The organism is Spirosoma oryzae (assembly GCF_003002825.1).
GTDB lineage: Bacteria > Bacteroidota > Bacteroidia > Cytophagales > Spirosomataceae > Spirosoma > Spirosoma oryzae.
On sequence record NZ_PVTE01000010.1, the window covers coordinates 53492 to 76780 of the forward strand.

The 23289-nt window shown below is 55.9% G+C and carries 21 protein-coding genes; 11 read left to right on the top strand and 10 right to left on the bottom strand.

Annotated elements, in window-relative coordinates; translation table 11 throughout:
* Positions 1 to 140: 140 nt before the first annotated feature.
* The 3 genes from CLV58_RS13250 to CLV58_RS13260 all read right to left on the bottom strand — a co-directional run bounded on the left by CLV58_RS13250 (position 141) and on the right by CLV58_RS13260 (position 2863).
* On the bottom strand, positions 141 to 914 hold the full coding sequence (locus CLV58_RS13250) for an SDR family NAD(P)-dependent oxidoreductase (protein WP_106138306.1): 774 nt from the start codon (positions 912 to 914) through the stop codon (positions 141 to 143).
* 156 nt (positions 915 to 1070) lie between these two features.
* On the bottom strand, positions 1071 to 1886 hold the full coding sequence (locus CLV58_RS13255) for a phytanoyl-CoA dioxygenase family protein (protein ID WP_106138307.1): 816 nt from the start codon (positions 1884 to 1886) through the stop codon (positions 1071 to 1073).
* 308 nt (positions 1887 to 2194) lie between these two features.
* Complete coding sequence (locus CLV58_RS13260) at positions 2195 to 2863, bottom strand: phosphatase PAP2-related protein (protein ID WP_106138308.1); 669 nt, start codon at positions 2861 to 2863, stop codon at positions 2195 to 2197.
* Between the two features lie 187 nt (positions 2864 to 3050).
* On the opposite strand from CLV58_RS13260, the gene CLV58_RS13265 reads away from it, so the two are divergent.
* On the top strand, positions 3051 to 3257 hold the full coding sequence (locus tag CLV58_RS13265; protein ID WP_106138309.1) for a hypothetical protein: 207 nt from the start codon (positions 3051 to 3053) through the stop codon (positions 3255 to 3257).
* Between the two features lie 44 nt (positions 3258 to 3301).
* Here CLV58_RS13265 and CLV58_RS13270 read toward each other — a convergent pair whose 3' ends face one another.
* The 3 genes from CLV58_RS13270 to CLV58_RS13280 all read right to left on the bottom strand — a co-directional run bounded on the left by CLV58_RS13270 (position 3302) and on the right by CLV58_RS13280 (position 6687).
* The gene (locus CLV58_RS13270) at positions 3302 to 4387 is read right to left on the bottom strand and encodes a complex I subunit 1/NuoH family protein (RefSeq protein ID WP_106138310.1); all 1086 of its coding nucleotides are present in this window, start codon (positions 4385 to 4387) and stop codon (positions 3302 to 3304) included.
* 163 nt (positions 4388 to 4550) lie between these two features.
* Complete coding sequence (gene asnS, locus CLV58_RS13275; protein ID WP_106138311.1) at positions 4551 to 6020, bottom strand: asparagine--tRNA ligase; 1470 nt, start codon at positions 6018 to 6020, stop codon at positions 4551 to 4553.
* Positions 6021 to 6267: 247 nt separating this feature from the next.
* Positions 6268 to 6687 carry a hypothetical protein gene (locus CLV58_RS13280; RefSeq protein ID WP_106138312.1) on the bottom strand — a complete coding sequence of 140 codons (420 nt, stop codon included), beginning with the start codon at positions 6685 to 6687 and terminating at the stop codon, positions 6268 to 6270.
* A 190-nt stretch (positions 6688 to 6877) separates the two neighbouring features.
* Between CLV58_RS13280 and CLV58_RS13285 the strand changes: the two genes are divergently transcribed.
* The 3 genes from CLV58_RS13285 (at position 6878) to gloA2 (ending at position 8068) form a co-directional block, all read left to right on the top strand.
* Positions 6878 to 7381, top strand: a complete 504-nt coding sequence (locus CLV58_RS13285; protein WP_106138313.1) for a SixA phosphatase family protein — start codon at positions 6878 to 6880, stop codon at positions 7379 to 7381.
* Between the two features lie 90 nt (positions 7382 to 7471).
* Positions 7472 to 7675, top strand: coding sequence for a hypothetical protein (locus tag CLV58_RS13290; RefSeq protein ID WP_106138314.1), 204 nt, complete (start codon positions 7472 to 7474; stop codon positions 7673 to 7675).
* Between the two features lie 3 nt (positions 7676 to 7678).
* Positions 7679 to 8068 (top strand): SMU1112c/YaeR family gloxylase I-like metalloprotein, encoded by a 390-nt coding sequence (gloA2, locus tag CLV58_RS13295; RefSeq protein ID WP_106138315.1) that lies wholly within the window; start codon positions 7679 to 7681, stop codon positions 8066 to 8068.
* Positions 8069 to 8144: 76 nt separating this feature from the next.
* Here the strand turns inward: gloA2 and CLV58_RS13300 are convergent, their stop codons facing one another.
* From CLV58_RS13300 to CLV58_RS13310, 3 genes are all read right to left on the bottom strand, one after another.
* Positions 8145 to 9335, bottom strand: coding sequence for an aminotransferase class V-fold PLP-dependent enzyme (locus tag CLV58_RS13300; RefSeq protein ID WP_106138316.1), 1191 nt, complete (start codon positions 9333 to 9335; stop codon positions 8145 to 8147).
* 80 nt (positions 9336 to 9415) lie between these two features.
* Positions 9416 to 9874 (bottom strand): hypothetical protein, encoded by a 459-nt coding sequence (locus CLV58_RS13305; RefSeq protein ID WP_106138317.1) that lies wholly within the window; start codon positions 9872 to 9874, stop codon positions 9416 to 9418.
* Between the two features lie 85 nt (positions 9875 to 9959).
* The gene (locus CLV58_RS13310; RefSeq protein ID WP_342748907.1) at positions 9960 to 11663 is read right to left on the bottom strand and encodes an Ig-like domain-containing domain; all 1704 of its coding nucleotides are present in this window, start codon (positions 11661 to 11663) and stop codon (positions 9960 to 9962) included.
* Positions 11664 to 11861: 198 nt separating this feature from the next.
* Between CLV58_RS13310 and CLV58_RS13315 the strand changes: the two genes are divergently transcribed.
* The 5 genes from CLV58_RS13315 (at position 11862) to CLV58_RS13335 (ending at position 20548) form a co-directional block, all read left to right on the top strand.
* A complete protein-coding gene (locus CLV58_RS13315) occupies positions 11862 to 13373 on the top strand; it encodes a hypothetical protein (protein ID WP_106138319.1) in 1512 nt (503 codons plus the stop codon).
* Positions 13374 to 13450: 77 nt separating this feature from the next.
* A complete protein-coding gene (locus CLV58_RS13320) occupies positions 13451 to 13894 on the top strand; it encodes a hypothetical protein (protein WP_106138320.1) in 444 nt (147 codons plus the stop codon).
* 101 nt (positions 13895 to 13995) lie between these two features.
* Positions 13996 to 15486 carry a hypothetical protein gene (locus CLV58_RS13325; protein ID WP_106138321.1) on the top strand — a complete coding sequence of 497 codons (1491 nt, stop codon included), beginning with the start codon at positions 13996 to 13998 and terminating at the stop codon, positions 15484 to 15486.
* A gap of 117 nt (positions 15487 to 15603) precedes the next feature.
* Positions 15604 to 19041, top strand: a complete 3438-nt coding sequence (locus tag CLV58_RS13330) for an acetate and sugar kinases/Hsc70/actin family protein (RefSeq protein ID WP_106138322.1) — start codon at positions 15604 to 15606, stop codon at positions 19039 to 19041.
* Positions 19042 to 19156: 115 nt separating this feature from the next.
* Positions 19157 to 20548 carry a hypothetical protein gene (locus CLV58_RS13335; protein ID WP_106138323.1) on the top strand — a complete coding sequence of 464 codons (1392 nt, stop codon included), beginning with the start codon at positions 19157 to 19159 and terminating at the stop codon, positions 20546 to 20548.
* Positions 20549 to 20629: 81 nt separating this feature from the next.
* Here the strand turns inward: CLV58_RS13335 and CLV58_RS13340 are convergent, their stop codons facing one another.
* On the bottom strand, positions 20630 to 21187 hold the full coding sequence (locus tag CLV58_RS13340; RefSeq protein WP_106138324.1) for a thioredoxin-like domain-containing protein: 558 nt from the start codon (positions 21185 to 21187) through the stop codon (positions 20630 to 20632).
* A gap of 47 nt (positions 21188 to 21234) precedes the next feature.
* Here CLV58_RS13340 and CLV58_RS13345 point away from each other — a divergent pair, with 47 nt between their 5' ends.
* Complete coding sequence (locus CLV58_RS13345; RefSeq protein ID WP_106138325.1) at positions 21235 to 21801, top strand: retropepsin-like aspartic protease family protein; 567 nt, start codon at positions 21235 to 21237, stop codon at positions 21799 to 21801.
* A gap of 89 nt (positions 21802 to 21890) precedes the next feature.
* Positions 21891 to 23285 (top strand): WG repeat-containing protein, encoded by a 1395-nt coding sequence (locus CLV58_RS13350; protein WP_106138326.1) that lies wholly within the window; start codon positions 21891 to 21893, stop codon positions 23283 to 23285.
* The last annotated feature ends 4 nt before the right edge of the window (positions 23286 to 23289 follow it).

Here is a 23289-nt window from a genome sequence, read left to right on the forward strand (position 1 = left end):
GGTCGATGACCGATTTTTGTAGAGACGCAATCCGTTGCGTCTCCCCGCCGGACGGTTAGGCTACTAAATAGCTTTTGCTGATGCTTGCTGAGACGCAACGGCTGGGTTGGACCATGGTGGTCGCCAGTGCGATCGCGTCTCTACTCGTAAATGCTGCCTGCCGTCGATTCGACCAGACCCTTGGGCATCAGCCAGGCCATGAACTTGCCCAGCTTGTTCAAAACGCCCGTGACCAGCTCAGCCTGACCCGACAGCGTTGCTGCGACAGCCTGCTGAGCGACTTCCGTTGGTGTCATGTTTACTTTCTCGGCCGCTTTACGACCTTTTTCGCCAATCTGCGCCCGGTCGACAAAGTTGGTGTCGGTGGCACCCGGACAGACACAGGTAACGCTGACGCCCGTCTTCTTTAGTTCCAGCCGCAAGCCACGGCTGAATTGCAGCACAAACGATTTGGATGCTGCATATAGACTCAGCCGGGGAATGGCCTGATAAGCGGCTGAACTACCGATATTAAGAATATACGCGCGGGACTGCTGCCTGAGCTGTGGTAAAAACAGATACGTAAGCTCGACAAGGGCGTTCATGTTGACCTGCATCATGGCGAGGTGCTCGCTTAGCGTATGCTGCTCGAACAGGCCACTCAGGCCATACCCCGCGTTGTTGACCAGTAATTGAACGGTATACTGCTTTTGCCGACACCAGTCGAATACCTGCTGGGCTGCACCAGCTTGGGCCAGATCGACCGGCAGCGTGTCCGTTTTGACGCCGTAAGTCGACGCCAGTTGCTGTGCTTCTTTCGTCAGCAGGTCAGCCGACCGGGCGACCAATAGCAGGTCGAACTTGCGCCGGGCCAGTTCGTTGGCGATGGCCAGACCGATTCCCTTGCTGGCACCGGTAATAAGGGCGTAAGGCATGGTTGAGTTGTAGGGTTGGAGAGTTGTAGCGTTATAAAGTTGCTGACGCGTCTGACCGGCTAGTGTTGCAAGGCGTTAAAAGCAAAGAGTTGCAAGGCTGTACGTTACACCGGAGGCAACTTTACAACCTTACAACTCTATGACTTTGCAACTCAATTAAATATTAACCTTCGAAATAAAGCGGTGGTAGAACGGCGTTTTGCTGTGCTCGTTTTTCGGCATGTACTTACCCGTCACAACCGGCACATACATCACCCGCCGACGGCTTGCTTCGCCGACATAAGGCGACTGCTGCGCCCGGTGCCAAAGCCGGCCATCGTGTACCGACAGGTCACCCGCATTGATGTCGAAGCCGATCTCGTTCTTGTCGGGATCATTGTCGACAAAATACTTTTTGCGGAACAGCATTTTCAGAATGCCCTGCTTGTGCGTACCCGGAATCACGCGCAGCCCACCGTTTTCGTAAGGCGTCGCGTTGAGGTGGATACCCACGTTCAGCATCGGCATGATGCGCTGACCCAGGAAGATGTCGCGCGGGCTGTCTGTGTGCCAGCCCATCTGCGAGAACTTGCTGTTGGGGGTCCGAACGTAGTGGTTCAGAATCAGCCCGTCTTTCTCGATCTCGGCGATGCGTCCTTCATAGGGTTGCAGCAGGTCAACGGCTGCCTGTAGACGGGGGTCCTGCAAAAATTCATGCAGTGCAGAACTGTGCTGCGAGAGGAAGCACATCCGCTGAATCATCGCATTGCCGTCCTCATCCTGACCAAACTTCAGCGGAACGCCATTGACTTTGTCGCGACCTTCAGCCAGCCACTCCTTTTCAATGCGCTCGGTTTCACTGATAAATAAGTTTACCGTTTCGGGGTTAATGAAATTCCGGAAAACGATCACACCGTGCTTATTGAAAAACTGACGTTGTTCAGGGGTGATCGATTCGCCCAATGTGAAGGGCGGTAAGTCAATTTTGCTCATATCGGTGGTTTACAATTCGGGGTCTCCGCGTTCGATGCCAACCGTTACTGCGCACTGCCATGCAGGCGCAGTTCAATGGTTTTATAAAGCCCCAAATCTACAAAATTTACAATTTTAGGAATACCTGGACTCAATTTAATTAATACACGTTTAACGATTTTTTTTGGTCCATAGAGCACTCATTTAGACCCGTCATACGTATAATTTACTATCAATCAACGGGTTGTTGGTGCTTTTTGGCGAAATGGTTGTTTTATACAATTTGTCCAAAATCGATGCGTAACCCGTAAATTTTCAATTGTTTTCAATCAGTCCGGTCGCGTATCCACCTGATTCCAGCCCGACAGGGCTATTTTCTTGCCCAACCAGTAGAGCGGATAGGTGAAGACAAAAGCACCGATTACGTCGATCGTATAATGCACATGCTGTACCAGCAGTAGTCCCCCAACGATCAGTGAGCCAATGAGGCCGAACAGCCGGTCGCCGGGTCGGCGCAGGCACAGAAACATCAGAAACAGCGTCGATGTGTGACCGGAGTAAAACAGATCTTTCGTGATATACGATTTGCCGTAAAACGCGTTACTGATCGGGTCGATTAGTGGGATTAACCCGACTGGCGGATTCAGCGGTACCAGGTTGATACTCAACATGCGCGACAGACTGACAATCAGATAGCCGTAAATAAACAGCATAAAAATGGCTGGGCTGCGTCGGGCGCGGATAACGAGTATGATGGCAGTGGCCCAGATCAGCAGAAAGATGGCGATCGACACGTCGTGCGGGGGCAACTGATTGAGTACCCAGTCGTTTAGTACGGGGCCGGTATGCTTTTCAATTGTTTGAAAGAAAAGCGGAAACGTCAACAAGAGCGTGATAACGCCGATGACTCCAAGAATGAATTTCCAGCGGAATATCGATGACTGCCAGGCGACTCGCCAGGCTAAATCACCCGTCGGGTCAGGTGTGAGTATGCCCATGTAATGCTAGTACAAAAGGGGCGCAAAGGTACAAACGGACGCGTGACGAAGCTAGTTAATCTACAAACGGCCGTATATCCTTATCAATGGTTGCTCGATAAAGTGTATGTGATATTTGTTGGTTAGGTATAATATAAATGTAGTAGTCGTTTTCTATTTTTGCCACACAGGTAAACGACACGATACCATGGCTAACCGCAAAAAACAGTTAATCCGGATCATCTTCGACGTTCTGGATGGCATGAACCAGCATGTTTTACTTAACGTAGACCGGTCTATGGCAGCCGCCGATCCCGACGAAGCCGTCGATATGGCCTTTGACGAAATGCAACGTCAATTCAAGCAGGATGATATCCGGCTCACGCGGGTACGTATTGGCTTTGCCGGTGCTTAAGCGGGCGTTGGTTTGAACAGCAGCAGGCTGATCGAGACAGTCCGTCAGACCATTAACAGCCGCCAGATGCCGGAGAGCAGCAGTAGTAGCAGGCCGATGGGAGTAAGCACTTTCCAGCATAGAAACATCATCTGATCGACGCGGACGCGCGGAAAAGTCCAGCGAACCCACATCTGAACCAGAACCGCCAGGAAAGCCTTGCTCAGCAGCCAGAAAGCACCCGTGACATTGCCCCAAACGGTACCGGGTGCACCGCTTGTCCAGTCGGCCAGCCGAACCGGTCCTATGTTCGGTAGGGGAGTGTTCCAGCTACCCAGGAAGAGTACCGCGCCGAGAAACGACACCAGTAACATCATGGCGTATTCGGACAGATACAGCAGGGCGAAGCGCATGCCGGAGTATTCCGTGTGAAAACCGGCCACGATCTCCGATTCACCTTCAGGCAAGTCGAAGGGAGCGCGGTTGCTTTCGGCCAGCGTGCAGATAAAAAAGATGACGTAGGCAATGATCAGAAAGGGGTTACGAACGATGTTCCAACTGAAAATACCGCCCCAGTCCGTCACATTGATGTTTAGCGCTTTCAGACCGAACAGGTAGTTCGCATCCGTCGTGAAGATACCCTGCTGTCTGCTAATTTCTTGCAGATCAAGCGTTTGGCAGATCATTACAGCGCACAAAATCGTTAGCCCCAGCGGTATTTCGTAGGAAATAATCTGCGCGACCGACCGCATCGCGCCAAACAGCGAGTACTTGTTGTTTGATCCCCAGCCCGCCATCAGAATACCGACAACGTCGAACGAGACGATGGCCATCAGGTAAAACACACCCACAGCCGCGCCGGACGCCTGTAGGTCGGGGGTGAGCGGCAGTACGGCAAAACCGGCGAAGACCGAGGCAAAGATGACCGCCGGAGCCAGCAGGAACAACCGCCGGTCGGCGGCCGTCGGAACGATGTCCTCTTTTTGCAACAGCTTCAGCAAATCGGCAAATAGCTGCAACAGTCCCCATTTCCCCGTCTCCATCGGGCCCAAACGGTCCTGCATAAACGCCGAGATTTTCCGCTCGGTATACACGCCGACGACGACAAACCCAGACGACAACGCAAGAAAGATAGGAAGGGCGAGGAGCATGACGGTTTACGGTTTACGGTATGCGGTTTTCAGTGTGCGGGGTGCGCGTGTTGGTTTTGCACATAAGACGTATAAAGGGACGCTCACCGTGCGACGGACCGCGCCACGGTGGCCGCCGTGCGACGGACCGCCGTAAACCGTACACTGAAAACCGTAAACCGACTTAAAATTCTGCCTGCTTGGGGGCGCGGGGGAAGGGGATAACGTCGCGGATGTTGCCCATGCCCGTGACGAACAGCACCAGCCGCTCGAACCCTAAGCCGAAGCCGGCGTGTGGGGCCGAGCCAAACCGACGCGTGTCAAGGTACCACCACAGGGCGTCGGGCTCGATACCGACTTCTTCCATGCGGGCTACCAGCTTGTCGTAGTTGTCTTCCCGTTGCGATCCGCCGATGATTTCGCCGATACCCGGAAAGAGTACGTCCATCGCCCGGACGGTAGGCCCGAACACGTCGCCCCGCCCGTTGGTAGCCGGCTCGTCGTCCTGCTTCATGTAGAACGCCTTGATTGCCCGGGGGTAGTTGGTCAGGATTACCGGCTTCTTGAAATGCTTCTCGACCAGGTAGCGCTCGTGCTCCGACTGGAGGTCGACCCCCCAGCTCACTTCGTACTGAAACTGCCCTTTCTTGGCTGGTTTCGAATTGAGAAGAATCTCGATCGCTTCGGTGTAGGTCAGCTTCTGAAACTCGTTGTCGACAACGAAACGCAGCTTTTCGAGTAGGCTGAGTTCGCTTTGCTCTTCTTTCTTTTTGGTTTTCTCTTCCTCTTTAAGCCGGTTATCGAGGAAGGCCAGATCATCAGCGCAGTGATCGAGGGCGTAGCGAATTACGGTCTTGACGAAATCTTCGGCCAGTGCCATGTTGTCGTCCAGTTCGTAAAAGGCTATTTCCGGCTCGATCATCCAGAACTCGGCGAGGTGACGGGTCGTGTTGGAGTTTTCGGCGCGGAACGTTGGCCCGAAGGTGTAGATTTTGCCCAGCGCCATCGCGCCCAGTTCACCTTCCAACTGCCCGGAAACGGTCAGGTTGGTTTCGCGCCCGAAAAAGTCCTGACTGTAGTCGACGGCTCCGTCATCAGTGAGGGGCGGTTTGGTAGCGTCGAGCGTCGTCACGCGAAACATCTCGCCGGCTCCTTCGGCATCGGATGCCGTAATAATCGGTGTGTTGAGGTAGTAGAAACCGTTGTCGTTGAAGTACTTGTGTACGGCAAACGCCAGCGCATGCCGAATGCGCAACACGGCACTGAACGTATTGGTACGGGGCCGCAGGTGCGCAATCTCGCGCAGAAACTCCAGTGAATGCCGCTTGGGTTGGAGGGGGTATTTGTCCGGATCGGCGGGACCGTAGACGAGTACGTCGCTGATTTTCAGTTCGACGGCCTGACCAGATCCCTGCGATTCGACCAGTTCGCCCGTTACCGACAGGCAGGCTCCGGTCGTAATCAGCCGCAGCACGTCATCAGCGAGCTGATCTGGCTGCGCTACGGCCTGAATTGTATTGATGGTTGAGCCATCGTTCAGGGCGATGAAGACGGCGTTTTTGCTTTCCCGCTTGGTGCGCACCCATCCCTTTACGGTAACGACCGTGCCGACGGGGGCGGTTTTCAACAACTGCTGTATGGATTGATAAGGCATAGACTCGAAAGATACCGGCTTGCGTTCGGAGCGCAAAAATAGGCATTGTCGGCCGAACCGCCGAGTCTAGGGCTAAGTTGAAGGTTGCTTCCACAAAATGGCACTTATTGACGTATAAGCGTAACTCGTACTATATACGCTTGGTATAGGCCCGTTTGTGTCACGATACACGACCTTCTATTAAACAGATCGTTATGAATCAGTCGGCTGACGGACAGGCGGCCCTATCGACGCTTGTCCGACACTGTCAATTCGCAAACCAGTGTTGTTTGTTGAGCGACTCCGCTAAAAAACTAACTTCGCGCTGCCGAACGTCGAGACGAACGGACAAGGGAAAAGATGTGTCCCAGTGCCACCAGGCCGGTATTTCGGACAGATCGAACTGAATTTCAAACAGAAGCGGATCGCTGCCAGCGGGAGAAAGGCGACGGGCTAGTTGAAGGGGCTCGGGGAGTCTGATGTCGCCGTCGGCACCCGTCAGCAGCCACTGCTGCAATAGGTCGAGATCAGTTTCGCGAAACAGTGTGCTGAACCGAACAGCGGGGCGTATGGCATCGTAATATGGGTTTGCCGAGTCTTGGGGCCACAAGGTGCCCAGCAGCTGTACCTGGTTCTGGCGGGGGTGGAGGCCGAAAGACAGCGTACAGGTATCGCCTTCAAAGTGCATGTCGCTGTCACCCGTTTCAGGGCGGTTTGTTTACCGGTAAAACTAGTCGTTCTGTAACAGATACTACAAAAAAAGCCGATTTCTGTTTAGGACCATCCAAACAAAAATCGGCGCATAAACTTAGTTAAAACAAAAAAAACAACCGTTGACTGCCTGTTCATCGGGTGCACGAGACACAGAATCAGATAGTATGGCGCTTACCCTTTATATCGTTCGTCACGCGAAGGCCGAAGATCGGGCCACGTTCATGAGCGATCACGACCGCGAATTGATTTCGGAAGGCATTATGGCCGCTGCCCGCATCGGGCGATTTCTGCGGGAGAAAACCGTTCAACCCGATCAGATCGTCAGCAGCACCGCTCCCCGCGCCCGCGACACGGCAAAGGTTGTCGCGGAACAGATTGGCTTCGACCGGGAGCAGATTCAACTCGACGATGCGCTGTTCGAGGGTGGCCCCAAAGCGTACCTCGCAGCCGTCAACCGTCTGCCGGCTTCGGCGCAGTCGGCCATGATCGTGGGGCATAATCCCGATGTGTCGTACTTTGCTGAGTTTCTGACGCATCAGTCGGTTGGCTCGATGAGTAAAGGAGCGGTGGTGGCCGTACAATTCGAGGGGCTAAGCTGGGCCGAAATCTCCGGTCGTACCGGCTCGATTCTGTTCACCATCGCGCCAAAGGAACTGCGCAATAGCTAAAAAAAAGGTTACGGTATACGGTGGGGCAACTGAATCAACAACCTACTTCCCGTAAACTGAATACCGTAAACCGAAAACCGTACATCGATTATGAACCGCAACCGACGCATCTTTATCGTCGTTTTTATTGTCTTCACGACCGTTGTTGCCTTACTGGCGATCGATATGGGGCGACGGACGACGGCCCCCTGGAACCGGCGACGGGAAGCCGAACGCGCTTTCGACGGGACCAACAAAACAAAGAAGGACGGTACGAAGGTCGATACCCTGGGCGATACCTTACTGACTCCCTAACGTATGTCATTACTGAAAGCCATTCACCACGTCGCCATTATCTGCGCTGACTACGAGCGATCGAAGCAATTCTACACCGAGACGCTGGGGCTGACCATCGTGCAGGAAACGTACCGTGCCGAACGACAGTCGTACAAGCTTGACCTGGCCGTCAACGGACACTATCAGATCGAGCTGTTTTCGTTCCCGAACCCGCCCGCTCGCCCGTCGAAACCGGAGGCTTTGGGACTGCGGCATCTGGCGTTCGCCGTTACCGATATCGATGCTGCTATTGCCGACCTGAACAGCAAAGGCGTGGAAACGGAACCCGTTCGTATCGACGACCTGACCGGCAAACGCTTTACGTTTTTTGCCGACCCCGACGGGTTGCCGCTTGAACTTTATGCGGTATAATGAAACACGGCCATCGGTTTGCTTTGCTTGAAAATCAGCTGAGCAAAACGATGGCCGTATTCGGGTAAGTCGTGACTTAACGGAGCGCAACGCGCAGTGCGTCGACCAATGCCTGCGCATCGTCGGGGGTGTTGTAGAGGTGTGGTGCAATTCGCAGCACACCCGACCGGGCTGAAATCGACACGTTTCGTTCGTGCAGCACCTGTGCTACAGCCATCGGGTCAGCCCGTTCCGGTAGCCACACCCCAACCAGGTGATGACTCCGGCCGACCGTCCCGTCGATAGCGTCGACATGGCAACCCAGCGGCTCCAGTTCGGCCCAGACAGGGGCCATCAAGGCTTCGGTATAGGCTTGAATACGAGCGGGTTGCCAGTCGAGCAACTGCGTCAGAGCCGCGTCGAGCATTGGCATCTGAATAAAGTGTGTCTGTTCGCCGACATTGTAGCGGTACGCCTTCGGGCGATACAGCGGCTGGTAGTCCATGAGTCGGTGAAACTGATTGCTATCGAGTCGGTTCATCCAGCCTTCTTCCAGTGGGACACCGCCGTCGAAGGCGGGGCCGAAGCAGGCCAGCCCCATCGAATAAGGGCCCATCAGCCATTTGTAGCCGGCGCAGATCAGCACGTCGGGCTGTACTTGCTGCCAATCAAACGGCAACGCCCCGACCGACTGCGTACCGTCGACGGCCAGCCAGGCCCCGACTTCCCGCGCCCGTTGGCCAATCGCCACCAGGTCGAAGCGGGTGCCGTACATCCAGTGGGCCGGTGGCGCTACGACCAGGGCCGTATCGGTTGTGATAGCATCGAGCAACTGCTCGTTCCAGCGTGACCCTTTAGGGAATCCCTGCGGCATCGGCACCGTGCGGATGGTCAGACCCAGCTCAGCCACGACCCGGTCCCAGGCATACACATCGCTTGGGAATTCATCACCCACCAGCAGAATGTGCTGCCCCGCCCGGATACCCGGCTTGTGGGGTAGGTTACGGGCAACGATCGCCATACCATACGAAACGGACGGAATCAGGGCCACCCGCTCCGGGTCCGGCAGGTTGATTAGTTGCGCAAACTTCGTCCGGACAGCGTTGCTACCGTCAAAAAAGTCATCGGGTCGTAATCCGAACGGATTAGCATGCCGTGTCAGCGCATCGTGCCCGGCCTGTTCAACCGATAGGCTGAATGGCGAACGCGTGGCGCAGTTTAAATAATGGACACCATCAGGCAGGCGGAAGAACTGTTTCTGGCAGAAGAGGGGCGTGGACTGGGACATATAAGCAGGTTATAATGACTGGCTAAAACGATAGGATACCAGTTGGCGCTATGGTGTTGGAGACGTTTTGGGAACAACGATTACTTTATCCGAACGTACCGTTCGCTATTCAGCCGGTCGATCCCGGCAGCCGGGATTTTCTCGACGCCCTGCTGAACGAGGGTATCGTTTTTGATCGTGATGGTAAACGGAAAGGTATGTCCTTCCCACTGCCGATCCGTGCAGTATTCCAGTTGTTCGGTGTAGGTGCTGTCGGTCAGGGTATAACGCCCTCCGCCGGAATTGTAGCTGGGCGACGGGCCTTTGCCGTTGGTCAGGTCGTGGTTGAAAAAGGCGAAGTGGGTGTCGTTAATGATTTTGATGAACGACGCGCCTTTTGTGTAGTCGGTCACGGCCGTATCGCCTTTTTCGATAAGCGTCCCCGACAGCAGTTTCCAGGTCCCGACGATGGGTAGTTTGTCCTGACCCTGGTCAGCCGCCTGCTTCGGCTCCGTCTTACAGCCGATAAGCAGGGTAGTCAGTAGAAGTAGTTTTTTCATGGTAGTACTTGTAGAGACGCGACCCTTCGCGTCTCAGCATGCGTTAGCAAAACCATCCGGCGCTGAGACGCGAAGGGTCGCGTCTCTACTGAAAATCGATATCAGTCAACTCGAAATTCTGTTTGAGGGGTATCAGGCCGCCCTCCTCGGCACCGGGGTGATAAATAATGGTTTCGGGTTGAATGCCCTTCTGCACATTACCGATGTCGCGTCGTCGGTTGCCGTTGGCGTCGATGACCAGCCGAACCCGATAGCGACCGGGTTTCAGTCGGGCAAAGCTGTACGACTTCGTGCCATACGCTGTTCGAATAACGGTATACTTGTCGTCCAGCAACTCGACAATAAACTTGTCGTCCGGGCGGTTGACGCGTCCGGCAATCAGGCCGAAGCTCTCGTCATCGGCCAGTCGGTACTTCGAGAAAAAGCGAGGCAAGGTGTCGCCCTGTACACTGATGAATGAGCCTTTTTCCAGCAACACGACCAGACTATCACGCAGGTTCGTTTTCTGCTTGATGTTCAGCCGGGAATAGCTGTTGCTCCAGCGCAGCATGCTGGTGTCCAGCTTGATGGGCTTGGTTGTGTCGGGGCCAATAATAATCGATGGGAGCGCGTACCGCAAGACGGGTTTGTTGAACGTCAGCGTGAAGTCAAGGTCGTTGTCGATGGGGTCGCCACTCGTGGGCGTTATCTGCACCGCCAACGGTTTACGATCACGGGCGCGGGTCTTCAGCGGTGAGAAATACACGCGTTCCTTCAAATCCGTGGTATTACCGACGGAGTCGACGGCCGTTATGCCGACGTTGATCGTATCGCCGGCAGCCCGGTTAGCCGGTCGGTAGATACGAATGAGTTTGGGCGATTCCAGAAACGAAATCAGGCTGTCACTGGCCGTTGTCGATGCGGGTTTCGTCACGCGCAGGGTGTAGCTGGCAATACCGCTGCTTAGTTCGAGACCAAGCGTTTCATCGGTACGCTCGCGCCGGCTGACGCGTGGCTTGCCATATCCCCGAAAAGCTACCAGGTCGATACCCGTATAATCGCGGGTCAGATTGAGTACACTGTCGCGGAAGGCTACCCGCTCACCCGGCGTGTTGTTGACCAGATTCAGGTCTTTGTCGTCAAACCCGTATACTTTGTAGCGGCCGGCCCGGACGTTTTCGATGCGGAAGTTGCCGCTACTGTCGGTCCGGTCGAAATACTGCGGCCGTTTGCGATTGATGGGCAGCGTGTCGGTAGGCGCAAACAGGCCGACCACAAAACCCAGAATCGGCTGGCGGGTTTCATCGTCGATAACCGTTCCCGACAGGTAGAGCGAATCGATTGTCGGGCCGGTGCTGAACACGATTTTCGCGTCTTTGGCAATGTTGCCTTCCGAGATGTCCTTGATCCCATCCGAAAAATCGATGGTGTAGGTTGTGTTGGGCTGGAAAGGCCGGGCGAAGGTCAGCCGCACCCCTTCCGGCAGCGATTTGACGATGTACGTGTTGCTGTCCTGGGGGGTAACCGTAATCTTTTGCTGAATATTTTCCGTCTTGACGTATTCGTCGAAGTACAACTCTACCGTCTTGCCTTCGTAATTCAACTGCCGCATGGTGGGAACGGTAGCGACGACTTTCGGGGCCAGCGAATCTTTCTTGCCACCCGGCGGCTGAGCAACCTGTGCGCAGTTCTGAAGCAGGAAAGGAAGCGTTGTCAGAAGAAAAAGAACCAGCCAGCGAAGCGCTCTATGTACGGACCCAGCCGTAGAAAAGGGATATGGAATCAGACTTTCGCTCGTTCGCTCTTTCACTCTTTCGCACATTAGTTACGTCTACAAAGGTAAACGCCCGTTCATCGTTAAACCGTACCGGCCGACATAAAATGGGTACCTGCTTCGTTACGTTTACTAGAAATTTAAGAAAATTTAGGCATTGTCGGTAGCCGTGCGGGTAAGCCGTTAGTTTTGCCAGTACGGAACCTAGTACCAATCCCACCTAATTAGCTACGAATGACCCGTAATTCTGTTTACCTGTCGGCGCTGCTGCTGGCGTCGGTCTGCACATTGAGTGGCTGCTCCAGTCCCGCCGACGACCTCGATTCGCAGGTGTCCGACGCCCTCAGCGACAACGCCATCGACGTATCGGAAGCCGACGCCCTGCGCGTGTACATCGGCCGCGAGAACCGCGAACTCGGTAAAGACGACAAAACCAAAGCCATCATTCTACCCGATGGTAAGATCGACGAGTCGGCGCTGCTGGCGTTCGTCAAGCGCAACCGCACCTACCGAAAGCTGGCCAAAGAAGGGAAGACACCCAGCGTTGCGCTGTCGGGTGGAGCCACTGCCGCCACGAAGCCGATCAGCCTGAACCTGTACCTGGAAGCCAGCGGTAGCATGTTTCCCTACGACGCGCCAAGCGGCAACGGAACGTTCAAGCGGACGCTCAACGACCTGCTCACCGGCTTCGACGCGACCAACGCCGGGCAGGGGAAAATCTACGTCGTGAATACCGAGGTAAATCCGTTGGGCTTGTCGCTGTCGCAGTTTTTTAAAGAGCGCAATATTTTCACCGTTGCCAAAACGAAGGGAAAAACGACGAGTACCGACTTCGAGAAGATCTTCAAAACGATACTATCGGAAACGTCGGGGAATAACCTGAGCGTCCTGGTCTCGGACCTGATTTATTCCGACCCGGCCCTGACGGGCATGAGCGCGCAGAAAACACTCGATGCGGCTAGTTCGCTGCTGACGACGGTATTCAATCCCTACGTCAACACCCACTCAATGCTGGTGCTCAAACTCGACGCTGACTTCGACGGTACGTACTACAGCTGGAACAATGTCAAGCGGACGTACAAGGGGGAGCGGCCCTACTACCTCTGCCTGATTGGTCGCAACGAGGTGATGCAGCAGTTGTACGCCAGCCCGACCTACGCGCAGATTCGGCGGTTCGAGCAACTGCCGGGTTTCGCCGACTCGTGGTTCTTCGGGAGAACCGACGGGGCAGCCGCGCCCGCATTTACGGTCCTGGTAAACGACCCCACGAAGAAAGGCCGTTTCAAACGATCAGCTGACGAAGTACGGGAACGGGCTAAAGTTGTTCATGCCCTGACGGATGTACAGCCCGACGTTGCCGATAAAAACCTGACCATCCCCGTGGCGGTCGATCTGTCGGCGCTGCACCTGCCTACGTCCGTGCTGACCGATCCCAGCCAGTACGTTGTTGATGGGAAAGATAATTTCAAGGTGACGGCGGTACAGCCGTATCAGGGGGCTAACGGCATGACGCACAAGCTGCTGCTGACGTCCGACCGGCCGGCGCGGGGCGACCGCACGGCCAGCATCCGGCTGCGTCGTCAGTTTCCGCCCCGCTGGATTGCCAACACGACCACGACCAACGATCAACAACCCGACGCGAACTCGACGTTCGGCCTGCAAAACCTGCTTCAGGGCGTCGACCGTGCCTACAACCCCAACAACCAACCCGAGTATTTCACGCTAACAATTGAATTGAAAGAGTGAAAGAGCGAATGAGCGAAAGAGTGGCTGCCGCCAGTAACTTTCGCTCATTCACTCTTTCGCTCTTTCGCTCTTTGACTATGGAAGAATCACTCTATAATTTTTACAACCTGTTTGTTAACAGCAATTTGCTGGAAGATCTGTATCAGGAAGAACTGCTGTCGCCGTTGACCTGGACAGCCATCGGGATCGCTTTCGTCGTGGCGTTCGCGTTTTACATCTGGCCATTGAACAAGGTCAGTTTTAGCGGGATGGGGCACTGGCTGCTCATGATGGGTATCAGCGCCCTGTCGATGTTTGTGATCTCGCTGGTAACGCTCTATCAGAAAGCTGGTCAGGAAATTCCGCGCGACGAATCGGATCTGGAGCAGGGGAATCTGTTCGACGAGGGCGTTAGTGTATTCCTGAGCTATTCCTTCACGATGGCGCTGCTGGCGGCCGTCATCTTCTTTATCATCTCACTCATTCTCAAAAATTTCAGCAAAAACGCCAAGCACCGCCCCATGCTCTGGCCTTCGAAATAAGGGTATACGGCTTACAGTTTTCGGTTTACGGTGCATTGCTTACCGATACTGGCGCTGACAGGAAACTGTAAACCGTATACTGAAAACTGAAAACCGAACTTATGGCTAAACTATTTGTCTTTGCGATTGGCGGAACGGGGTCGCGGGTGCTGAAGTCGCTGACGATGCTGCTGGCGTCGGGCGTCACGCTCAGGAATACCGACGAGGTGATCCCGATCGTACTCGACCCGCACGCGACGAACGATGATCTGCTGCGAACGAAAGAATTGCTGCGCGAATACGGCAACATTCGGGCAGGGTTGCAAACCAAGCCGTCGTCAGGCTTCTTTGGTACCGAAATCAAAACGCTGAACCGGTCGATCGGCGGTAACGCGACCATTGCCGACACCTACGTGTTCGAGTTGCAGGGTGTTCAGCAGGAGAAATTCCGCGACTATATCAACTACGAAGGACTCGATACGCCAAGTAAGGCTTTTGCCAGTCTGTTGTTTTCGGAGGAGAATCTGGAAACCAAGATGGACATTGGCTTCGTCGGCAATCCGAATATTGGCAGCACGGTGCTCAATCAGTTCCGGTATTCCGACGTGTTCCAGGCGTTTGCGGAGAATTTCGGAGCCAACGACCGCATCTTCATCGTCAGTTCGATCTTCGGCGGGACGGGGGCGGCAGGCTTCCCGATTCTGCTGAAAAATATCCGGGGGGCGCAGGCCATCGGGCAGATTCCGAACCCGGCTTTCCTGCGCGATGCCAAAATCGGGGCCGTGACGGTGATGCCGTATTTCAGCCTGACAACGAACGATAACAAGCTGATCGACCCGGCTTCGTTCATAGCTAAAACCAAGGCGGCACTCAACTACTACCAGAAAGGAGTCAACCCGTCGGTGAATGCGCTGTACTACATCGGCGACGATCAGACGAAGGCATACACCTACGACCCCGGCGCGGGTGGGCAGAAAAATGAAGCCCACTTCGTTGAACTGGCGTCGGCGCTGGCGATTGTCGACTTCATGAACATTGACGACAGTAGCCTGAGCGTGTCGAACGGTCGGCCGACGAGCCCGGTTTACAAGGAGTTTGGCGTGGAGCAGGACGGTACGACGCTGCAACTGGGTAATCTGGCCAGTGCCACGAAGGAGCAGATCAATCTGCCCCTGACGAAAATGGCGCTGTTCAGTACGTACCTCAGTCAGCGAATCAAGGCAGCGGCCGGTACCGTGCAGTGGGCCAAGGCGAACCCGCCCATTTCGAGTTCGTTCCTGAATTCCGGTTTTTTCAACAGCGTCAAAAATTTCGACATCGGCTTCCGGCAGTGGTTGTCGGAGATGGGGGCCAACAAACGCGCCTTCGATCCGTTCGTGCTCGACGCGGGCAATCTGGGGCATACCGTCCGGGGTTTCGAACCCAAAAAGCGCGGCCTGTTCGGTGGAGAGTCCGACGTCAAGCTCGACATTGTCGACGACTTCGATCAGACGCTTAACAAGACAGCCGAGGGGAAAGCGTACCCCAGCGAACCCGATAAATTCGTCCAACTGTTCTCGGAAGGTACCGAGCGTTTCGCCCGCGAACGACTCCCCAAGGTGCTGGATTACTAAATCAGTTTGTGGTTTACGGTATTCAGTTTACGGTTTGTAGCCTGCGCCAACTGACGTATGCCTCCCACCGCAAACCGAATACTAAAAACCGTATCCCGAAAACTGTACACCGACATTATGCCCACAACATTCAGCTTACATAACCCGACGCCGGGGCTGCACTGGTACGTCAGCAAACCGCTCGGTACGGATCAGATTGCCGCCATCCGCGACCCGCAGGGCGGACAGACCGTCAAGCAGCCGACGTCGATACCGAGTCCGTTTGCGCGCATCGACCTGGTGCGGTCGGCCTTTCTGAACCTGGCCCTGCGTCCCGACCTTAACGGCACAATCAACGATCAGCGTGTTGTCTCCGATGCGCTCGACGTAGGTGAACTGTTTTTCAACTACGACAAGCTCAAAACCTACGTCACGATTACGCCCTTCGACGTACGCACCGACCTCGACCGGCTGCGAAGCTCGATGAACACGGGGCACCGGCGGCTGGGCGATGCGCTTAAACTGTTTCTCGATCAGGACGCTGCCGAGTATAACTTCAACGAGATCAACCGGTTGTTTATCCTCAGCTATCGGGGCCGTGTGGTCGGTGGTACGTCGCCCAAGACGCTGTTTTTCAGTGGTGGAAATGATCTGAGCTGGGTCGATGTATCCATTGGTAACGACCGGTTGTTCGATCCGTCGACAACACCGCTGTACCAGCGTGATATCGAGTATCAGAAATTCTGGTACGCCATCAAACTGTTCATGCCCAACTTCCGGGAGCGGTTCCGGGAAGTGGACGATTACCTGAACCGGAGTCGGACGCTGCTGCAACAGCAGAATCCGACGCTGTTCTACCAGCACATTGAAGCGCAGAACGGGCAATCGCTGCTGACCCGCGAACAGTTCGATAACGAATTCGAAGAGCTGATGACCGGCCCCGGTGACATCGTCGAGGTGTTGGGCTTTCCGCTGCGCAAGAAAAAGTCGGACTCGCGGGCTATCAGTCAGGTCAGTGATTTTATCATCAAGTCTGACAAGTACAACCGGATTTACGGCAGCAGTCTGCCGCGCCCGATGGTCTTGCAGAACCGCTTTTTTCGGCAGTTTACCTACGTGCCGCAGGCGCAGTGGAACCCCAACACGCCCGTGCCGTACTATGTCCGGGAATCGTGGCGCGACAACCAGCGGTCATTACCCGGTCAGCCCGGCAACTACCCCTGGCTGACGGTCAGCGACTTTCTGGAGCCGTACCTGATTCGGTTGCCGTACCCCACCGACCGGGGGCGCTTCTACGACGGAAATCTGCAAACGCCCGCCACTGACAAAGGCTTTCTGATTCCGCTGAAACGCGACTTCTTCGATTTCTTCGATGTCGACGATCTGTTGACGGGACGCGTGCGATTGAAGATGGTCCCGCAGGGCAGCGGCATTCAGGTCTCGCTCGACATTCCTGTTACGGCACCCGGTCAGCCCGGCAACCAGTTTGTGACGTTCGAGCGTCAGTACAGCCCCGCCATTGGGCAGTCGGCCGCGCCAAACGAAACAACCAATGAGGGCATTATTCTCGAAAACTCGTTCACTGTCAATGTCTATCCATTCGTGCGGTCTGGCTCGGTTACTGTTCCGGCCGACTACCGCGTGCAGTTGATCGAATCGGGCTTCGACAGCCAGAATCAGTACAAGCTGACCTACTACAAGCAGCAGGATAACGCGGACGTGGTGCCCGAATCGACGCATCAGCGTACGGTCCGGCAGCAAAACACCGACGGGTCGAGCGTGTACGACGTGCTTCGGCAGGAGTTCGATTACATGCAGACCAACATCCGGGCCGACGGGCGGGAACTGAACGGATTGCTCATTCCCCGCTGGCAACTCTACAACGGCGGCAGTAAGCAGTTCGCCTTCTCGGTCGATTTCGGTACGACCAACACGCACATCGAATACAGTGTCGACGGTGGGACGCCCCGGCCGTTCGACGTTGCGGAGATTACGCCACAGGTCGCGACGCTGGTGGCCCCGGCGCAGTACAACCCGGCCCTGTTTGAGCTGTTTCTGCTGTACGATCTGGAGTTTGTGCCGCCCACGATTGGCCCCGGCAAACCCGATAGTTTCCCAACGCGTACGGCTATTGCCGAGCCGCTGAACCTGAGCTTTAACCAGCAGACGCAGGCCCTGGCCGACTTCAATATTCCGTTCTACGTCGAGCGGCAACCGGCCGGGTCGAACCGTATCACGACGAACCTGAAATGGGCCAAGAACAACGATCAGACCGAACGGCGGGTCGAGGCTTTTCTGGAAGAACTGCTGATGCTGATCAAAAACAAGGTGCTGACCGAAGGGGGCAACCTGTCGCAGACGACTGTGTTCTGGTTTTTCCCGGCCAGTATGACGCCCGGCCGCGTCAGTCAGCTCCGGGCCGACTGGCAAACCCTCTATGACCGCTACATCGGCGGAGCACCGGGGCGACTACGCGAAGTATCGGAGTCGGTCGCACCGTTTTACTATTACAAGCAGAACCCTACGCTCAGCGCGTCGGCCCGGCCGGTTATTAACGTCGACATCGGCGGGGGAACGTCGGATGTGGTGGTCTACGAACGCAACGAACCGCGTCTGCTGACGTCGTTCCGCTTTGCCGGTAACGCCATCTACGGCGATGCCTTTAGCGAATACGGAGCTGCCAGTCATAACGGCTTCGTTCGCAAATACGCCGATCGGATACAGACGCTGCTCGATAGTCAAAGCCTGGGTAACCTAAGCGATAACAATCGCCGGATGCTTGACACCAACCGGTCGGAGGATATTCTGGCGTTCTGGTTCTCGATTGAGAAGAGCAATGACGTGAAGGCGAAGAACATGCTGTCGTTCAACGGCATGCTGGCCAAGGACGAGGACCTGAAGGTGGTGTTCGTGCTGTTCTACACCGCGCTGATTTACCACATCGCGCAGTTGATGAAGCATAAGGGAATCGGGTTGCCGGGGGCCATCACGTTCAGCGGTACCGGCTCGAAACTGCTCACCATCATCAGTACCGACGATCAGATGCTGGGCAAACTGGCCCGGATCATTTTCGAGAAGGTGTACGAACAAACCTACGACGCCAGCGGCCTGACGCTTTTCTACGAACGGAAAGGGCCGAAGGAAGTGACTTGCAAAGGGGCGCTGATGCAGCCGACCAACAGCCGTCCGGTCGATACTGAAGCGATCAGCTATGTGTATCCGGCCACCTTCCAGGATGAGTATTCGGCGCTGACCTATGCTGATCTGCGGAAACCGGAGGTGACGAACTCGCTCCTGAAAGAAACCGCTGCGTTCATCGACTTTTTCTTTGCGCTAAATCAGGAGTTCAGTTTTGCCCGGAATCTGAACGTATCGGCCCGGTCACTGGCGATTGCGCAACAGGAACTACGGACGCATCTGGACACGTCGCTCATGGATGGTATTCAACGGAAAGAAAACGAAGTAGCGGCTGAATTCAGCGGTATGGCCGATGCGCTGTCGTCACCCATCGAGGAAACGCTGTTTTTCTACCCGCTGATCGGCGCGATCAATAAACTGGCTAATGCGCTGGCATAGTAGAGACGCAACCCTTTGCGTCTCACTGACCGGATGGTGTCGCCTGCCGGATGGTGTTGCTGACGCGTGCTGAGACGCAAGGGGTTGCGTCTCTACATAAAAAAACAATGGCTGTATGCGAACAAACATTCTTTTCCTGACCCTGCTGGTCGGGGTTGGGACAGTACCAGCGATAGGCCAAACCGCCAACGATAACCAGGCGGCTGTCGATACGCTGACGAAGGAAGTGGCTAAAGCTGTCTTCAGGACGATCGATCAGCCAAAAGCACAGGCCATCTACGCCCAGTTGTTGACCTGTGACGACGGCTGTGATGCCCGCGATATCATCCGAACGGTGGGCAGCTGGGATCAGGTAGGGCAGCGCATCGAAGAACTGGCTACGCTGAAGAATACGAAGAATTTCGTGAGCATGAGTCCCGCCGATGCCAATGTGGCCATTCGGCAGCAACTGGCGCAGTTCTACCAGAAGAACCGGGCCTACGCCAGTTATGCCAAGGCGCTGCCACCCGCAGTGCAACAGGGCATTTTGGCCAAGATCGACGCGATGCTGCCGCCCAACGCAACGGCGTCGACGGACGACGTACCACCCAGTGATGATCCGGCGGTAGAAGATGCCGACGCCCAGTCACCAGGTATTACAGGCGGTGCTGCTGAAGGCGACAACATCTCAGGGTCGGCGCTGCAACTAAGCAAACTGGAACGGGGTCTTAACGACGCAAAAGACAAACAGATGTGGCTATTGCTTGGGGGCTTACTGGCAGGTTTGATCGTTGGCGCTGGCGGCATGTGGGCATTAGCCAGAAAGCAGCGAAACAACGATGCTGACGATTACCAGCGGCAGATTGAGCGGCTAGCTGCTCAACTGGATAGCGAAAGCCGAAAAGCGAAGGCGGCAACGAGCACTCCGGCCAAGCCGACACCCGTCCAGGCAACGGAGACCGAGCGCGTAACGCCCAAACCTGCACCAGCTCCAACGCCAGCTACTGCACCGCCGGTTTCTACCGACTCCACGACGGTCGCGGAGTCGGCTACGGTTGAGCCAGCCGTTGGGCCGTCGAAACCAATACGAACGGGCGATATCAGCACGAGCAGCGAACCAGCACCTGTGACTGTCGTACCGGAATCGTCCGGGCAGGTGCAGTCGCAGGGGAGTGGGCCGATTGCTACGCCTACACCACCCCGTAGTCAGGTGTTTTACTGTCCGCCCCCCGATCCGAGTGGTCAGTTCGACCCCAGTCAGCAGACCGACATGCTATCACCCGAATCCGCTTATCGCTTCAGTGTCGATGCGACCCAGCCCACTACGGCAACCTTCCGGTTTGAAGCCGAGCCGGGTCGGCTAGCCCGCCTGTTGACTTATCGTAATTACATGATCGAGCCGGCCTGCGAGAGCGAGAACACTTACGCGAACGGACACACGCGTGTGGCCATGCGTCGCGATGGCGTAGCCGTACAGGAAAATGGCGTCTGGCGAGTCAAGACAAAGGCGCTGATCCGCTATGAATAACGGTTTATGGTATTCAGTCTACGGTTGACGGTCGTCAGCATGCGATAGCCGCCGTCAACCGTCAACCGAATACCGTAAACCCTAATTGATTAAACAGCCGACTGGCGTTGTGCGGGGTATGGCGACGGGCTGATTCGTCAGCGTTGCATCGATCGCATCACGGAGATAGAAAGCCGTGGGAGCCGGTCGGGCGCGGCCAAGGCGGTAGAACTGATCGTCGACACTGCCCTGATAAAGAACCTTTCCATCGGCCGACAACAGAACCACCTCGGGCGTTGTCGTGACGCGGTATCGCTTGACCAGCTTATGGCGTGGGTCGAGCTGGTAGGGCAGGCGTAGCGAGTAGGCTGTTGCGAACGCCTGTGCTTCTGCCTGCGTTACCGTTTCGGCTGGAAACACGGCCTCGAAGCGTACCTGACCCGCATACGTGTCTGCTAACTGCTGCGTCCGTCCCGTCGTTTTCTGGCAAATCGGACATTCCGTTTCCAGAAAAATAAGCACTCGCAGTGGGGCTGCATCCGGCTTTGGTCGGGCCGATACAAACAGAAGACTAAGTGCAATCAGATTCAGCCAGGTGGCCCAGGGTCGTTTAAACGTCAGCCGCCTTTTTCGATCTACGGTACAGGTCGATGGAAGCATGTGTAACGGGTAATCCATTTACCAAACTACGAACAACGAACGAAATTATGCCAACAGGAACGCGATACATCGTCTGGTTTTGCCTGCTCGTACTGAGTCAGCTGGCGGGCTGCTCCGGCTGTTCGCGTTCGGGTAGCCATCAGCCACGACGGACAAAACGAAAGCCAGCTCCGGATACGGTCAGCACCCGGACGACGGCTCCGCCGGTATTGAAACAGATCGGCGATGGCCCCACGGAAGTGGCGATGGAAAAGCGAAACGGCGTCTACGTTGTCCCCGTCACGATCAACGGGCAACCGATGCACTTCATTCTCGATACGGGGGCCAGCCTGATTTCCATGTCGACGACGGAAGCTGAAACCTTATTCAAACAGGGAACGATCACGAGCCGTGATATTATCGGGCAGTCACGATTTCAGGATGCCAACGGCGATATTTCCCCCGGTTCTATCGTTCGGCTGCGTTCCGTTCAGATCGGTGACCGGGTGCTGGAGAATGTCAGCGCCAATGTGGTTGGCAATACGAAAGCCCCACTACTGCTGGGGCAGTCGGCGCTGTCGAAGTTCGGACGGATTTCGCTCGATTATCGGCGGAACATCGTGACGTTTGACTGACGTTGGGTGTTTTGCTGGTATAGGCCGAACTTTGCCGTCATCACTAGTGCAAATTACCCAACGGGTCGGCTCGTTGGCCCCACTCAATCATGACCGAAACGGAACTCACCGACCGACTGCGTGAACAGCTTATACTGAACGGACCCGATGCGTGGCAGACGGGCGATTACCCATACCAGGCCGCTCAACTGGGCCTGTCGGATGAAGACGCCCGGAAGCGGGCAATGGTTGTGCGCGACGAGGTGCTGGCCAACAGCCTGCTGCTGGATCAGATTCGGGCCCGTATCGCGCGGCTGATCGAACCGTCGCGGGTACACCTCTACGAGCAGGATCTGAGCAAGATCATCAATGCCGCCGGCTCGCTGGGTCTCTCCCCCGATTTTGTCCGTTCGCGCTGGATTCCGGCCGAGAAGGCGCGTCTGATGCCAACCCCGCCGGTTCAGCCACCTATGGACATGGTGCAACCGACACCTGAACCGCGCGTTGTCGACGAACCGGTCAAGCCCGTTGTCGTACCGCCCGTGGTAGTTCTCCCTCCCGTTGAGGAGCCGCCAGCGCCCGTCGTTGTTCCCGAGCCAGTTATCACGCGGTCCGAGCCGGTTTTGCCGCCGGAGCCAGCGCCGATATCCCGTCGGGAACCCGAACCCACTGTCGGCCCCCCGCCGGTCGTTCGTTCGTTCACGGCTACGCCGGCCCGCGTGAAGCGGGGGCAACCGGTAACGCTCGACTGGGATGTTGTCAATGTGCTGGCCGTCACGATCGATGACCTGGGCGAAGGACTTTCACCGAAAAATCGCGGCTGGGTGAAACCGTCCAAATCGACTGATTATACCTTGTTCGATGCCAACAACAATCCGCTCAGCACGGTGCGTGTCGAGGTGATAAAGCCGGATAGAAGTGGCCTCTACGGTGTGCTGTTCGCCCTGGCACTACTGGTGATTATCTACTGGTTTGTCCGATCGAGCAACACGCGGCAACCGCCCAAACGGGAAGAAACGCGGCAGGAAGAAACCCTGAACCGGCAACTGCCCTACACCGAGCGTGAACCGGTGACATCCGCTGCTGATGAGCCGGTACCCGCCAGTACGGATACGGTGGCCACGTCTGTTGCGGAAGCACCTGTAGCAACCGAAGCCAGCCCGGAAAAAACGACGAAGGAGTCGGAACCCGCCGTCGAGCAGACTACCGATACGCGGACAGCCTCGACTGATAACACACCGACTACCCCCAGCGACGCCCGGCAGGGACGCTACGAAGAATCGTTTGGTAACAGCCCGTACGACAAAGTGGAGTTGGGTGTCGACGATCACGGCTGGCGTCGGGCCCGCAAAAATGGCCGGTGGGGGTACATCGATCAGCACGACAACTGGGTTATCGAGCCCCGCTTCGAAGCCATCACGCCCTTCCGCAACGACATCGCATCGGCTTTCCTCGACGGTCAACTGCTAAAAATCGACCGCTCGGGCGAGCCTGTTCGTCCCTGAAAAT